Source organism: Serratia sarumanii (genome assembly GCF_029962605.1).
GTDB lineage: Bacteria > Pseudomonadota > Gammaproteobacteria > Enterobacterales > Enterobacteriaceae > Serratia > Serratia sarumanii.
Genome location: NZ_CP124750.1, coordinates 1,638,910 through 1,653,348 on the forward strand (window position 1 = coordinate 1,638,910; position 14,439 = coordinate 1,653,348).

The 14,439-nt window shown below is 61.8% G+C and carries 14 protein-coding genes; 5 read left to right on the forward strand and 9 right to left on the reverse strand.

The genetic code is table 11. The features are described 5' to 3' along the window. The first annotated feature begins 46 nt into the window (after nt 1-46). A complete protein-coding gene (locus tag SSARUM_RS07790; RefSeq protein ID WP_033646725.1) occupies nt 47-1,432 on the forward strand; it encodes a sodium:solute symporter family protein in 1,386 nt (461 codons plus the stop codon). Nucleotides 1,433-1,531: 99 nt separating this feature from the next. Next, nucleotides 1,532-2,344: a nitrilase-related carbon-nitrogen hydrolase gene (locus SSARUM_RS07795; RefSeq protein WP_033646723.1), complete on the forward strand. Its 813-nt coding sequence runs from the start codon at nt 1,532-1,534 to the stop codon at nt 2,342-2,344. Nucleotides 2,345-2,407: 63 nt separating this feature from the next. Here the strand turns inward: SSARUM_RS07795 and corA are convergent, their stop codons facing one another. Continuing rightward, a complete protein-coding gene (gene corA, locus SSARUM_RS07800; RefSeq protein ID WP_033637778.1) occupies nt 2,408-3,391 on the reverse strand; it encodes a magnesium/cobalt transporter CorA in 984 nt (327 codons plus the stop codon). A gap of 11 nt (nt 3,392-3,402) precedes the next feature. Continuing rightward, nucleotides 3,403-3,822 carry a GNAT family N-acetyltransferase gene (locus SSARUM_RS07805; protein ID WP_060429789.1) on the reverse strand — a complete coding sequence of 140 codons (420 nt, stop codon included), beginning with the start codon at nt 3,820-3,822 and terminating at the stop codon, nt 3,403-3,405. A 131-nt stretch (nt 3,823-3,953) separates the two neighbouring features. Between SSARUM_RS07805 and SSARUM_RS07810 the strand changes: the two genes are divergently transcribed. Further along, nucleotides 3,954-5,054, forward strand: a complete 1,101-nt coding sequence (locus tag SSARUM_RS07810) for a PQQ-dependent sugar dehydrogenase (RefSeq protein WP_060429791.1) — start codon at nt 3,954-3,956, stop codon at nt 5,052-5,054. A gap of 13 nt (nt 5,055-5,067) precedes the next feature. Here SSARUM_RS07810 and SSARUM_RS07815 read toward each other — a convergent pair whose 3' ends face one another. Both SSARUM_RS07815 and SSARUM_RS07820 read right to left on the reverse strand, forming a co-directional pair. After that, nucleotides 5,068-5,688: a glutathione S-transferase family protein gene (locus SSARUM_RS07815; RefSeq protein ID WP_060429793.1), complete on the reverse strand. Its 621-nt coding sequence runs from the start codon at nt 5,686-5,688 to the stop codon at nt 5,068-5,070. Between the two features lie 89 nt (nt 5,689-5,777). After that, nucleotides 5,778-6,434 carry an HAD family hydrolase gene (locus tag SSARUM_RS07820; protein ID WP_060387493.1) on the reverse strand — a complete coding sequence of 219 codons (657 nt, stop codon included), beginning with the start codon at nt 6,432-6,434 and terminating at the stop codon, nt 5,778-5,780. A 288-nt stretch (nt 6,435-6,722) separates the two neighbouring features. Between SSARUM_RS07820 and SSARUM_RS07825 the strand changes: the two genes are divergently transcribed. Further along, the gene (locus SSARUM_RS07825) at nt 6,723-7,745 is read left to right on the forward strand and encodes an isopenicillin N synthase family dioxygenase (protein ID WP_060430592.1); all 1,023 of its coding nucleotides are present in this window, start codon (nt 6,723-6,725) and stop codon (nt 7,743-7,745) included. A 59-nt stretch (nt 7,746-7,804) separates the two neighbouring features. Here the strand turns inward: SSARUM_RS07825 and SSARUM_RS07830 are convergent, their stop codons facing one another. Then, nucleotides 7,805-8,950: a trans-sulfuration enzyme family protein gene (locus tag SSARUM_RS07830; RefSeq protein ID WP_033637784.1), complete on the reverse strand. Its 1,146-nt coding sequence runs from the start codon at nt 8,948-8,950 to the stop codon at nt 7,805-7,807. Between the two features lie 12 nt (nt 8,951-8,962). Beyond that, on the reverse strand, nt 8,963-10,330 hold the full coding sequence (locus tag SSARUM_RS07835) for a pyridoxal-phosphate dependent enzyme (protein ID WP_060429794.1): 1,368 nt from the start codon (nt 10,328-10,330) through the stop codon (nt 8,963-8,965). A gap of 466 nt (nt 10,331-10,796) precedes the next feature. On the opposite strand from SSARUM_RS07835, the gene SSARUM_RS07840 reads away from it, so the two are divergent. Continuing rightward, the gene (locus SSARUM_RS07840; protein ID WP_033637786.1) at nt 10,797-12,002 is read left to right on the forward strand and encodes a serine hydrolase; all 1,206 of its coding nucleotides are present in this window, start codon (nt 10,797-10,799) and stop codon (nt 12,000-12,002) included. Nucleotides 12,003-12,101: 99 nt separating this feature from the next. Here SSARUM_RS07840 and SSARUM_RS07845 read toward each other — a convergent pair whose 3' ends face one another. The 3 genes from SSARUM_RS07845 to SSARUM_RS07855 form a co-directional block, all read right to left on the reverse strand. Next, on the reverse strand, nt 12,102-12,593 hold the full coding sequence (locus tag SSARUM_RS07845; protein ID WP_223181936.1) for a fimbrial protein: 492 nt from the start codon (nt 12,591-12,593) through the stop codon (nt 12,102-12,104). A gap of 19 nt (nt 12,594-12,612) precedes the next feature. Then, nucleotides 12,613-13,530 carry a fimbrial protein gene (locus SSARUM_RS07850; protein ID WP_071883788.1) on the reverse strand — a complete coding sequence of 306 codons (918 nt, stop codon included), beginning with the start codon at nt 13,528-13,530 and terminating at the stop codon, nt 12,613-12,615. Nucleotides 13,531-13,663: 133 nt separating this feature from the next. Continuing rightward, nucleotides 13,664-13,993: a hypothetical protein gene (locus SSARUM_RS07855; protein ID WP_033646709.1), complete on the reverse strand. Its 330-nt coding sequence runs from the start codon at nt 13,991-13,993 to the stop codon at nt 13,664-13,666. Nucleotides 13,994-14,439: the final 446 nt, after the last annotated feature.

Genomic DNA, 14,439 nt, shown 5'->3' on the forward strand with positions numbered 1-14,439 from the left:
TTGCGTCGGGACCCCTGATAACAATAACAACGGAGTGGAGGTACCCATGAATCTCGATCTGCTGGTCGTGGTGTTTTACTTTCTGGTGATAGGCGCGGTGGGGTGGATGGGCATTCGCCGCGCCAATTCCAAAGAGGCGTATCTGGTCGCCGGGCGCAACCTGGGGCCGGGGCTGTATCTGGGCACGCTGTCGGCGGTGGTGCTCGGCGGCGCGTCGACCATCGGCAGCGTCAAGCTCGGCTACACCTACGGCATCTCCGGCGTCTGGCTGTGTGGCGCGCTGGGGCTGGGCATCGTGGTGTTGAGCCTGGTGCTGGCCAAGCCGCTGCTCAAGCTGAAGCTGTATACCGTCAGCCAGGTGTTGTCGCGGCGCTATCATCCGGCGGCGCGGGTTACCAGCGGCGCGATCATGCTGGCGTATGATCTGATGGTGGCGGTGACTTCGATCATCGCCATCGGCAGCGTGATGCAGGTGATGTTTGGCCTGTCGTTCAGCGCGTCTATCCTGCTCGGCGGCGGGCTGGTGGTGCTGTATTCGACGCTGGGGGGCATGTGGTCGCTGACGCTGACCGACATCATTCAGTTCATCATCATGACCGTCGGCATGATGCTGGTGCTGATGCCGATGAGCATCGTCAAGGCCGGCGGCTGGGAGGCGTTCACCAGCCTGCTGCCCGCCGGTTACTACCAGCTGTCGTCGATCGGGCTGGACACCATTCTGGTATTTTTCCTGATCTATTTCTTCGGCATTCTGATCGGCCAGGACATCTGGCAGCGGGTATTTACCGCCCGCAGCGCCAACGTGGCGCGCTTCGCCGGGCTGGGGGCGGGCGTCTACTGCGTGCTGTACGGCGTGACCGGCGCGCTGATCGGCATGGCCGGCAAGATCGTGCTGCCGTCGCTCAGCAACACCGACGGCGCCTTCGCCGCTATCGCGCAGGCGGTGTTGCCGGTCGGCGTCAGCGGGCTGGTGGCCGCCGCGGCGTTGGCGGCGCTGATGTCCACCGCCAGCGCCTGCCTGCTGGCCTCTTCCACCATCGCGCTGGAGGACGTATTGCCGGCCATCCGGCGCAAACCTTCCGGCGGGTTGGCCGCCGGGCGCTTCACCACGCTCCTCATGGGCGCGGTCATGCTGGGGCTGGCATTCGTGGTGCGCGACGTGCTGGCGGCGCTGACCCTGGCTTACAACCTGCTGGTGGGCGGCATGCTGATCCCGCTGGTGGGGGCGATCTTCTGGCCGCGCGCCACCAGCGCCGGCGCCATCGCCAGCATGCTGACCGGCAGCCTGTGCGTGGTGGGGCTGATGGTCTGGCACGGCATCGACGCCAACAGCCCAATCTACGGCGGCCTGCTGGGCGGCGGCGTCGCCTTCGTGCTGGGCAGCCTGTTGAGCCGCCCGGCAGCGCAGCTGCAGACCCAAACCGAGCGCTGAAACGCACTGAGCTTTTATCGCGGCGCCTTTGCTGCTTTACTGGAGGGCGGGGCGCACGGCTCCCGAATGGGTTTAACGGCGGTCGTAAGGAGATTGGGAGTGAAGGAAAAAATCAAAGTCGCATGCTGCCAGTTAGCGTTGCGGGTCGGGGAAGCGGAACATAATCGGGCGCTGTCCGCCCAGGCTATCCGCCGGGCGGCGCAGCGCGGTGCCAACGTTATCGTGCTGCCGGAGCTGGTGAACAGCGGCTACGTGCTGCGCGATAAGGCGGAGGCGAGGGCGTTGGCCGAGGCTGAAGACGGGCCGAGCCTCAGCCTGTGGGGAGCCCTGGCGCGCGAGTTGGATGTGGCGATCGTCGCCGGTTTCTGCGAGCGCCTGCCCGATGGCGAGGTGGCCAACAGCGCGGCATTGATCGATGCGCAGGGGGTGAGGGCGATTTATCGCAAAGCGCACCTGTGGCACGAAGAGAGCACCATCTTTACCGCCGGCGATCGGCCGCCGCCGGTCATCGAGACCCGCTTCGGCCGGTTGGCGATGATGATCTGTTACGATCTCGAATTCCCTGAGTGGGTACGGCTACCGGCGCTGGCCGGCGCTCAGCTGCTGTGCGCGCCGGTCAACTGGCCACTGGCGCCGCGCCCGCAGGGCGAACGGCCGGCGGAGATGGTGAAGGCGCAGGCCAACGCCGCCGTCAATCGGCTGTTCATCGCGGTGTGCGATCGTTGCGAAACGGAGCGCGGCGTTGCGTGGATCGGCGGCTCGGTGATCGTCGACGCCGACGGCTATCCATTGACGCAGAGCCTGGCAGGCGAAGGCATGGTGCTGGCATCGATGGATATCGGCTCGGCCGATGACAAGCACATCGGCCGCCATAATCACGTGCATCGCGATCGGCGGCCGATGCTGTATTGAAGCGGCGCGGCGGGCCGCTCCGCAGAGGGTTTTTGCCGGCGGGAACAGCCGCCGTTTTGGCGCTTACAGCCAGCCCGATTTCTTCAGCTTCTGATACAGGAAAATGCAGCCGACGGCGGTCACCCCCAGCGTGGCGTGATAGGCCCACGGGAACTTCAGCTCCGGCATGTCGGCGAAGTTCATGCCGTACAGGCTGAAGATCACCGTCGGGATGGCCAAAATCGCCCCCCAGCCCGCCAGCCGTTTCACCACTTCGTTCTGTTTGACCGTCACCAGCGCCAGGTTGACGTGCATGGCGTTGGTCAGCATTTCGCGCATGTCGTCGATATTGCTGACCACCTGATGCGCGTGATCCTGCACATCACGCACATAGGCGCGCAGCTCTTTCGGGATCACCTCTTCGTGCAGGCGGATCAGCTGGTTGCAGATTTCATCCATCGGCAGCGCGGCGTTGCGCAGCGCCAACAGGTGGCGGCGCAGGGTATAGACGTTCTCGATCGCCGCCTGATCGAACTCCGACTGAAACATGTTGGCTTCGATATTCTCGATGGTGCTCTCGAAGCGCGTCACCACGCTGCGGTAGTTGTCCACCACGAAGTCCAACACCGAATAGAGGGCGAAGCCTGGCCCGCGGCACATCTGCTTGCGGTTCTCCTCCGCCTTGGCGCGGATCGGCGCGTAGCTGGGCGAGGCGCCGTGGCGCACCGTCACCAGAAAGTTTTTGCCGACGAAGAAATGGGTTTCGCCGTATTCGATTTCGTCGTTCTCGCCCCACTGCGCGGTTTTCACCACGATGAACAGCGAGTCGCCGTAGGTTTCCAGCTTCGGCCGCTGGTGCGCGCACAGCGCGTCTTCGATCGCCAGATCGTGCAGGCCGAACTCCTCCTGCACCTTGCGCATAAACGCCGGCTCCGGCTGCCGCAGCCCCAGCCAGATGAAGGTATCCGGCTGTTTGACCACCTCGCTGATATCGTCGATGGTCACTTCGCCCAGCCGTTGGCCGGCTTTGTACGCCACACAGTTCACCACCATGCTTTTGCTGTCCATCCGTCCATCCATTAATCAGTCAGGGTTTTGGTAAGAAAATAACACTCATGTTCCACCGGATACTCTTTCAGCGTCATTTGCAGCTGATAGCCGAGTTTTTCGTAGAACGGCCGCGCCTGGAAGCTGAAGGTATCCAGGCGAGCGTAGCGGCAGCCGCGCGCCTGCGCCTCGCGTTCGGCGGCGCGCATCAACCGGCCGCCGAGGCCGCTGCCGCGCTGGGAATCCGCCACCCACAGCCATTCGACGCTCAGCCAGTTGCCCCAGGTTTCGGCGGTCAGCCCGCCGATCACCGTGCCGGCCTCGTCGCGCGCATAGACGCTGAGCGGCTTGCGATGACGGGCGTTGATATGCGGCAGGTTGTAAGCGCGCAGGCCTTGCCTGATCGCATCGAGGATGTGTTCGTCAATCGCGTCGGTAACGGTAATGTCCATGATTCCTCCTGGGTGATGGGTTAACTTAAGCACACTGCGGCCAAAAGGCAACCTGTTGAAATGTAATGCAAACGACCGCGCCCGCTGAGTGGGCTACACTAAACGGGTCATTTCACCCCCAGGAGGATGCCATGCCCCGATTGACTTTGCTGGCCGGTTTGCTGCTGTGCAGCGGCCTGCTGCAGGCCGCGCCGACGGTCAGCCAACTGCAGGACGGCCTGGAACACCCGTGGTCGCTGGCCTTTTTGCCGGCGGAACAAGGCCTGCTTATCACCGAGCGGCCCGGCCGGCTGCGGCTGTGGCAGCAGGGCAAAGGCCTGTCGCCGCCGATCGCCGGCGTGCCGCAGGTTTACGCCGAGGGGCAGGGCGGCCTGCTGGAGGTGTTGCCGGCCCCCGACTTCGCCGCCAGCCGCCGGGTGTACCTCAGCTTCGCCGAACCGGGCGAGGGCGGCAAAGCCGGCACGGCGGTCGGCTACGGCCGTTTGAGCGACGACGGCGCGCGGCTGGAAAACTTCAAGGTGATCTTCCGCCAGCTGCCCAAGCTGTCGGTCGGCAATCACTTCGGCGGCAAGCTGGCGTTCGACAGGCAGGGCTACCTGTTTATCGCGCTGGGCGAAAACAACCAGCGGCCGACGGCGCAGGAGAGCGACAAGCTGCAGGGCAAGCTGGTGCGGCTGACCGCCGAAGGCGCGGTGCCGCCGGACAACCCCTGGGTCGGCCTGGCTGGCAAACGGCCGGAAGTTTGGTCCTACGGCCACCGCAATCCGCAAGGGCTGGCGCTGAACCCGTGGAGCGGCGCTATCTGGGAACATGAGCACGGCCCGCGCGGCGGCGATGAGCTCAACCTCCCGCTGCCGGGTAAAAACTACGGCTGGCCGCTGGCCACCTACGGCATCAACTATTCCGGCCAGCCGATCCCCGAGGCCAAAGGGGAACGGGTGCCCGGCACCGAACAGCCGCTGCACTATTGGCGGGTATCGCCCGGCCTCAGCGGCATGGCGTTTTATGACGGGCAGCGCTTCCCCGCCTGGCGGCACTCGCTGTTCATCGGCGCGCTGGCGCAAAAGGAACTGATTCGCCTGACGCTGGAAGGCGACAAGGTGGTGGCGGAAGAGCGGTTACTGGGCGATCGCGGCGAGCGCATTCGCGAGGTACGCAGCGGGCCGGATGGCTATCTGTATCTGCTGACGGACGAGCGGGACGGCAAGCTGCTGAAGGTCGGGGCGTCGTAACGCCCCGCAGCGATCAGGTGAGTTCGCTCATCACGCCGCGCTGATAGGCCGGGCGGGCGCGCAGCTGCTGATACCAGCGCTCCATGTTCGGCCGCGGGTGGCGGGCGATCGGCATTTCGAACCAGGCGTAGGCGAAGCTGCCGAGCGGAATATCGCCAAAGCCGAATGCATCGCCGGAGAGGTAAGGCTGGCGTGCCAGCGTCTGTTCGATGACGTCGAAGTGCTTTTCCAGCGTGGCGATCGCCGCTTCGATTTTCGCCATGTCGCGCAATTCCGGCGCGGTGCGGATCAGGCCCCAAAAGACGATGGTGAAGGCCGGGACGATGGTTGAGGTGGTCCAGTCCATCCACTTCTCGGCGGCGGCGCGCGCCTGCAGATCTTGCGGATAGAACGTCGCGTCGCCGAATTTCGCCGCCAGATAGCGCACGATGGTGTTGGATTCCCACAGCACGAAGTCATCGTCCTGCAGCAGCGGCACCAGGCCGTTCGGGTTCAGCGCGCGGTAGCTCTCTTCGTTCACCTTGCCGAACGCGCCGCCGGCGTTGATGTGGGTGTAGCTCAGCCCCAGTTCGGCGGCGCACCACAGCACCTTCCTGACGTTGTTCGAATTCTCACGGCCCCAAATGGTCAGCATTGCGCAACTCCGTTAGTGGATTAAGGACCCTCTATACCTACGCCACAAAACGCTATTTGTCACACCGCAGGGCACTTTTTGCCTGCCGCTCAGCGTTCCCAGCGGCACACTTCCCAGCCGTGCTCCGCCGCCAGCGCGCTCAGTTCGCTGTCGGGGTTGATCACCGTGGCGCTGTCGACGAATTGCAGCATCGCCTTATCGTTGAGGGAGTCGCTGTAGCCGTGGCTGTGCTCGAACTTCAGGTGCGGATGCTGCGCCAGCCAGTGCTGCAGGCGGATCACCTTGCCCTGTTGGTAGGTCATGGTGCCGTAGGTGTTGCCGGTGAAGCGGCCGTCGCTGATTTCCACGCCGATCGCCAGCGCATCGTCGGCGCCGAGCTGTTCGGCGATCGGCGCCACCAGGTGCTCGCCGGTGGCGGAGATCACCAGGATGCAGTCGCCGCGCTCGCGGTGCCACTGCAGGCGTTCACGGGCGGCGGGATAGACGCGCGGCAGGATATCGCGCCGGATGTAACGCTGTACCCAGCCGGCCACGGTTTGCACGCTCAGGCCGGCCAGCGGCGCCAGCGTGGCCTGCATGTAATCCTCCATCGACAGCTTGCCCTGATAATAAAGCTGCATCAGCTGCTGCTCCTGCAGCTCCAGCTCCGCCGGCGCGAAGCCCTGGCCGACCAGCCAGCGGATCCACAGGCTGGCGCTGTCATCGTCAATCAGGGTTTCATCCAGGTCGAATAAGGCTAAATCCATCAGTATTTCTCCGGCAGGCAGGGTATGAGGTCGTTTACAGGATAGCGGATAGCGCCCGTCGCCAGCCAGCGGCGTCGGCGAAATTGCGCAGAGCATAAGAAACATTGATGACGGTTTTGCGACAGTTTGTTGAACGTTTGCATAACTTAGAACGCAACAATATTGGCCGCCCCGGCGAGCGCGGTGATAACTATGGAGCAAATGCAGCTACCCGGTAGGGAGTGACAATGTTGATTATTCGCCTGTATGGCAGCCCGATCGTGATTGGGGAAGAAGAGGAACCGCATGATGACGCATCTGACGACGCTGAAGACGCTGCCGCTGCTGGATCTTTCGCAGCTTGACGGCGATGCGCGTCAGCGGCGCGCCTTTCTCGACGATCTGCGCGCGGCGGCCCGCGACGTCGGTTTTTTCTATCTGCGCGGGCACGGCGTGGACGGCGCGCTGAATGCGCGGCTGCAGCAGGGCGCGCGGCAATTTTTCGCGCTGCCGGAAGCCGACAAGCTGGCGGTGCAGATGGTGCATTCGCCGCACTTTCGCGGTTACAACCGGGCGGCGGCGGAGCTCACGCGCGGCCAGCCGGACTGGCGCGAGCAGTTCGATATCGGCGCCGAACGCCCGGCGCTGACGCTGTCTGACGACACCCCGCGCTGGGCGCGCCTGCAGGGGCCAAACCAGTGGCCGGCGGCGCTGCCGACGCTGAAACCGCTGCTGCTGCAGTGGCAACAGGCGATGACCGCCATGTCGCTGCGGCTGCTGCGTGCTTTCGCTTTGGCGCTGTCGTTGCCGGAGCAGGCTTTCGATCGCTTGTATGGCGATAAGCCCAACGAGCACATCAAACTGATTCGCTATCCGGGGCGGGACGCTACCGCCAGCGCACAGGGCGTCGGCGCGCACAAGGACTCCGGGTTTCTCAGCTTCCTGCTGCAGGACGAGCAAAAAGGGCTGCAGGTGGAGGTGAGCGAAGGGCAGTGGCTCGATGCCCAGCCGCGTGAAGACACCTTCGTGGTGAACATCGGCGAGCTGCTGGAACTGGCGACCAACGGCTATCTGCGCGCCACGGTGCACCGGGTGGAAACGCCGCCGGCGGGGCACGACAGGCTGTCGATCGCTTTTTTCCTCGGCGCGCGCTTGGACGCGGTGGTGCCGTTGTATCAACTGCCGCCGCCGCTGGCGGCGCAGGCGCGCGGCCCGGCCAGCGATCCGCTCAACCCGCTGCTGCGCGACGTGGGGTATAACTACCTGAAAGGCCGCATCCGTTCCCACCCCGATGTGGCGCAGCGCTTTTATCGGGACGTCATCGGCGTCTGAATAGCGGGCACAAAAAAGCCCGGCGCGCCGGCCGGGCTGATGGCGCTTGATGCAGGCGATTATTCCGCCAGCGCCTGCTGCAGATCGGCGATCAGATCTTCCACATCCTCAATCCCCACCGACAGGCGCACCAGCTGCGGCGTGATGCCGGTTGCCAGGCGCTGTTCCAGCGGAATGGAGGCGTGCGTCATGCTGAATGGCTGGCTGATCAGGCTTTCCACGCCGCCCAGGCTTTCCGCCAGGGTGAACAGGCGCGAGCGCTTGATGACCCGGCGCGCATAGGCATCGTCGCCTTTCAGCCGCACCGAGATCATGCCGCCGAAGCGCGTCATCTGGCGCGCCGCCAGCGCGTGCTGCGGATGGCTAGGCAGGCCGGGATAGTAGACGTTTTCCACCTGCGGCTGGCTCTCCAGCCACTGGGCGATGCGCAGCGCGCTGTCGCTGTGGCGCTGCATGCGCAGTGCCAGGGTGCGAATGCCGCGCAGCGTCAGGAAGCTGCTGAACGGATCGAGAATGCCGCCGACCGCGTTTTGCAGGAAACCGAGCTGTTCCGCCAGCGCCGGGTTATCCCCCACCGCTGCGACGCCGGCCACCACGTCGGAGTGGCCGTTGAGGTATTTGGTGGCGGAGTGCACCACCACGTCAAAGCCCAGATCCAGCGGGCGCTGCAGATACGGCGAGGCGAAGGTATTGTCCGCCACGCTGATAAGCCCATGCTTTTTGGCGATCGCGGCAATGGCGCTCAGATCCGCCAGCTTCAGCAGCGGGTTGGTCGGGGTTTCTACCCAGATCATTTTGGTGTCCGGCTCGATCGCCTGCTCCAGCCCGGCGAGATCCGCCGGCGACACGTAGGTGACGCGCAGGCCGGCGGTGCGGCTGCGCACTTTTTCCAGCAGGCGATAGGTGCCGCCGTACAGATCGTCTACTGCGATCAGGTGGCTGTCCTTATCGAGCAGCTCCAGCACCGTGGAGCAGGCCGCCAGGCCGGAGGCGAAGGCGTAGCCGCGGCTGCCGCCCTCCAGTTCGGCGATGGCGCTTTCCAGCGCGGTGCGCGTCGGGTTGGCGCTGCGGGAGTATTCATAGCCGGTATGCTCGCCCGGCGCCGGTTGGGCGTAGGTGGAGGTGGCGTAAATTGCCGGCATCACGGCGCCGGTGGCGTCCGGGGTGTAACCGGCGTGAACGGTCAACGTATCAAACTTGGCCATAATGGATCCTTATTAACGTAATTTTTGGCGCCAGGCGTTAAGCACGTCTGTGCGGGTAATCAGGCCGAGGAAGCGCTCGCCGTCGAGCACCACCGCGACGTGGCCATGGTTGAAGGTGGCCTGCAATTCGTCGTAGCCGGCTTCCTTTTGCAGCGTATGGACCTGCTTGGTCATCGCGCTGCCGGCCGGCAGGCTGAAGTGGGCGGCGTCGGCCTGGACGGCGTTCAGCAGATCCCACTCATCGATCAGGCCGACCACCCGATCGCCTTCCAGCACCGGCAGCTGCGAGATGTCGTACAGCCGCATGCGGGCGTGCACGATCGCCAGCGTGTCGTCCGGCGCGGCGGAGACGGCGGCGCCTTCGTCGTGGCGGTAGGCGATCAGATCGCGCAGATCGCCGTGCTGCGGCTTGCTCAGCAGGCCCTGTTCCAGCATCCAGTGGTCGTTATACATTTTAGACAGGTATTTGTTGCCGCTGTCGCAGACAAAGGTCACCACCCGCTTGGGTTCGGTCTGTGCGCGGCAGTAACGCAGCGCGGCGGCCAGCAGGGTGCCGGTGGACGATCCCGCCAGCACGCCTTCCTTGCGCAGCAGATCGCGCGCGGTGGCGAAGGCTTCGGCGTCGCCGATGCGATAAGCGTGGCGGACCTGGTCAAAGTCGCTGAGCGGCGGGACGAAGTCTTCGCCGATGCCTTCCACCAGCCAGCTGCCCGCTTCGCCGATGTGGCCGCTGTCGAGGTAGTCCGCCAGGATAGAGCCGGCAGGGTCGGCCAGCACAAATTCCGTCTGCGGCGAAACCTCGGCGAAATAGCGGCTCAACCCGCCCAGCGTGCCGCCGGAGCCGACGCCAACCACGATAGCGTCCACGTCATGCTCCATCTGCCGCCACAGTTCGGGCGCGGTGGTAGTGGTATGGGCCGCCGGATTGGCCGGGTTGTTGAACTGATCGATATAAAAGGCGCCGGGGATCTCCCCGGCCAGGCGTTTGGCGTAATCCTGATAGTAAGCCGGATGCCCCTTGCCGACGTCCGAGCGGGTCAGCAGCACTTCCACGCCCAGCGCGCGCAGGTGGAAGATCTTCTCGCGGCTCATCTTGTCCGGCACCACCAGCAGCAGCTTATAGCCTTTCAGCGCCGCCACCAGCGCCAGCCCCAGGCCGGTATTGCCGGCGGTGGCTTCGATGATGGTGCCGCCCGGCTGCAGCTTGCCGTCGCGCTCGGCCTGTTCGATCATCGACAGCGCCACGCGGTCTTTGATCGAACCGCCGGGGTTTTGATTCTCCAGCTTGACGAACAGCCGGCACGGGCCGGTATCGAACCGGGTCAGTTCCAGCATCGGGGTATTGCCAATCATCTCGATGACGGAATGGGGGATCGCCATGACTCATCTCCAGGATTATTCGGTATAAAAGTCGTTATGTGGATGATAGCGCTGAGAATAAGCGCTTTAAAAAGAACAAATAACGGTTATATATGCCATTATGGAATATATTAATCTTTTTTAGACGTATGGATGCGCAGATGTTTAGCGGTGCAGATGCTTGGCCGTGTAGCCGTGGGTGGGTGCAAAAATGCGCGTTACGATGCTTTTTTGAACGATAAGCGGGGGGCTGCGTACAGTTATGTAAAAATGCTGAAAATTCACGCTAAACCCTGCAAAAATAAGATAAATCACATAAACTCACAGCAAGGGCATTTTCGGTGCGCTGCGTTACCCGCTACGGGCGCCGCAGGGGGTTGCGGCCGGCACGCGCGCACCGGGCCACTCTCGCTGGTTGGCTTAAAACGTGAACATGTTTGAAAGTTAACGCTATTTCAATGATTTGAATGGACACTCTGGCGACGTCATGATGAAAAAAAACTTATCCACTTCCCTGAAAAAACTGACCTTCAGCGTAGGCATCCTGTTGCTGGCCGCCCCGGCCGTGCATGCGGCCGAGCCGCCGGCGCCGCCGCAGGTAGACGCCAAGGCCTTCATTCTGATGGATTACAACAGCGGCAAGGTGTTGACCGAAGGCAATGCCGACACCCGCCTCGATCCCGCCAGCCTGACCAAGATCATGTCCAGCTACGTGATTGGGCAGGCGATCAAGGCCGGCAAGATCAAGCCGGAAGACATGGTCACCGTCGGCAAAGACGCCTGGGCACCCGGCAACCCGGCGCTGCGCGGTTCTTCGCTGATGTTCATCAAGCCGGGCGATCAGGTGCCGGTGCTGGAGCTGAATAAAGGCATCGTGATCCAGTCGGGCAACGACGCCAGCATCGCGCTGGCGGATTACGTGGCGGGCAGCCAGGATTCGTTCGTCGGCCTGATGAACAATTACGCCAAATCTCTGGGGCTGCAGAACACCCACTTCCTGACGGTGCACGGCCTGGATGCGGAAGGGCAGTACAGCACCGCGCGCGACATGGCGCTGCTGAGCCAGGCGCTGATCCGCGACGTGCCGGACGAATACGCGCTGCATAAAGAGAAAGAGTTCACCTTTAACAAGATCCGCCAGGTTAACCGCAACCGCCTGCTGTGGAGCAGCAACCTGAACGTCGACGGCATCAAGACCGGTTACACCAGCGGCGCCGGCCACAACCTGGTGGCGTCGGCCACCGACGGCCCGATGCGTCTGATCTCGGTGGTGCTGGGCGCGCCGAGCGATCGCGTGCGCTTTAGCGAAAGCGAAAAGCTGCTGACTTGGGGCTTCCGCTTCTATGAAACCGCGACGCCGATCAAGGCCGATAAGCCGTTCGTCACCCAGAAAGTGTGGTTTGGCGACGTCAGCGAAGTGCCGCTCGGCGTGGCGAAAGACGCCTCGGTCACCATTCCGAAAGGGCAGATGAAAAACCTGAAGGCCAGCTACAAGCTGACCCAACCGACGCTGGAAGCGCCGTTGGCGAAAAACCAGGTGGTCGGCACCATCGATTTCCAGCTGGACGGCAAGACCATCGAGCAACACCCGCTGGTGGTGATGCAAGAGGTGAAAGAGGGCAACTTCTTCAGCCGCATCTGGGATATGGTGATGATGAAGCTGAGCCAGTGGTTCGGCGGGATCTTCGGCTGAAAACCCTGATGTGAGGAGCGCGCCCCGGGCGCACGATCCTCGACCAGGCCGCAACTGCGAGGTTGCGGCTTTTTTTTCGCGATTTTTTGGGCGCGGTGATTAAAAGTAGTCCACCAGCATGGTGGCGCCGCTGGTGAAATCGCCTTCCGCCAGGGTGACGGCGCTGTTTTTCACCGGCACCGCATCAAGCGTCGGCGGATTGGCGTAGTCGATGTTCAGCGGCGTATTGATGGCGAAGGCCTTACCGTTGGCCAACAGTTTGATGCCCAATCCATTGACGCTGCTGGTTAACACGCTGCCGTCGAAGGCCGCCGCGCTGCCCATGATCTTCATTTTCAGCTGGCGGCTGTTATCCAGAAACTCGCATTTGATGCTGTAATCGATGCGTTGCATATAGCGATTGCCGTCGATGCGCTTGATGCCGACCTTGCCGAAGTCGATATCGATGGTGCGCCCGTCGTTGATCACGCAAGGCGGAGGCGCCACCACGGTGGCGGTGATGTTGACCTTGGTGCCCTGGTCGGCGGCCTGAGCCGCGGCGCTAATCAGGCTCAGCGCCCACAGCAAAGCGCAGCGCGTTTTACTCGTCATGTTCATTCTGGCTCCCGTCTCAAGGTGCGCTGAAGATCAGCGTGGCCGAACCCGACAGCGGGCCGGTGGCGATGCTGGTGTAAGGGACATTGTTCTTTACCGGTACAAAGGTCACGGTATCGTTGCCCTGGCCGTTGACGATGCGCGTTCTGAAGGCATTGTTCGGCTTCACCACCGCGCCGTTGTACATCATCGCCACGCCGACGTTAGGATTGGTGGTCTTGATAAAATCGCTGGAGAAGCCGCTGGCATCGCTGACCATGCGGATCAGAATATCCTGCGTCGCGCTCTGGTCGTCGCATTGGTAGCTGAGCGCTTTGTCCTGTTTTATCTGGGCATCATTGGCGCTCTGGGTCAGAAAGTCCTGACGGATCTGGCCGAAGTCGACGTTAATCTGCTGGCCGTTGTTGATGGTGCAACTGGTGGTGACGAAGTAGGCGTCGTTGTCGGCGATCAGGCGCCAGCGATAAACGCCGCACTGTGGGCAACCCGGCTGATCGTTGGTCTGAATAAAGTTGATTTGGCCGATGACGTCGCCCTTGTTCACCTTGATGTCCGGCGTTGGGAAACGGTTCAACACGATATAGACCCGGATGGCGACCGACTGGGTTTGCAGGCCGGTAAGGCTGAGTACGCTGATGCCTGATGGCACCGGGGAGTTGTAATCGCTGCCGTTGATGGTGGTGCCGCTGCCGATGGCGCCAAAAATCGCACTGTTCATCGACAGCGCCGGGCTGTCGGTTTTGAGATAGTCATACCAGCTCGCGACGTCGTTTTTACAGGTGACCTGGCTGACGTTGACGATTTCGTTTTTGCCATAAGAAAGCTGTGGCCCGATGCGTACCCGGACGTCAACCGGCGTGGTCGAGCCCCCGGGTGGAATCAGTCCGCCATCGGACGTGCGGCAGGTAAACGCGTTGGCGTTGCCAATCAGCATGAAGAAAGATAATGCCAGGCAGCAACGTAAAAATAGCAGGGCTGTTTTTCTCACGATAATATCCCAATATATATAAATAGTGTGCGGCGTTACTCCGCAATGAAATATTGCCAATCAGGCCGGCTGGCCATATTTATTCCGTTAAAGGGGAGTGAGGGGCATCGCTGTTGGAGATGCCGTCGTTATCACCGTTCAGCAACGCGGTGGGATACCACCTCAATGAGTTGTTGATAGAGCCGTCCGTCACAATCACTTTTTTCCGGGAGACAAGATCCAGCAAAAGCCGCCGCGCCCGGTAAACACCGACGTTGACGGCATTGGCCAGTTGCCGCGTCGATAGCCATTGCTGCTGTGGCGGCAACCCGCCGATAGGGCACTTACGGGGCGACTGCGCGAATAATGTTTGCAGCAGATCGTGCTGCAATTGCCGTATTTCCTTTTGTTTCGGAGATAACGCTTCCATAGCACTTCCTCTGTATTCCGATTGCCGTATTCCTAAGAAAAAACAAACTTTCGCTGCCTACCAACAACGAGGTAAAACGCGAACAAAGAAAATTCCTATCTATTTATCAGGATTGAAAAAAAAGGCGTTGCCCGCCCCGTTTTTACCTGTGCTTAGGCAGGGGTGGCGTCACGCTGAAACCTAAAATTTTGGTTTATTATATTCACAAAGCGCCACTTTGCGATCTGATTACTTGGGAATCCAAGAAAAACAGGATATTGCTCTATAAAAGCATCTTTTACGATCTATGAGGCTAAAAATAACAGTAAATTAACTTCAATTAGGAAATAAATTGCGAATGTTCGCCTTGATCAAAAAAAGCCTTTTTTTGCCGAGAGGCATTTGCCAGAATATTCATCGCCGGACAAGAAGGACGGATTAGAAAGTATTGGCCTCTGCTTGTTGTG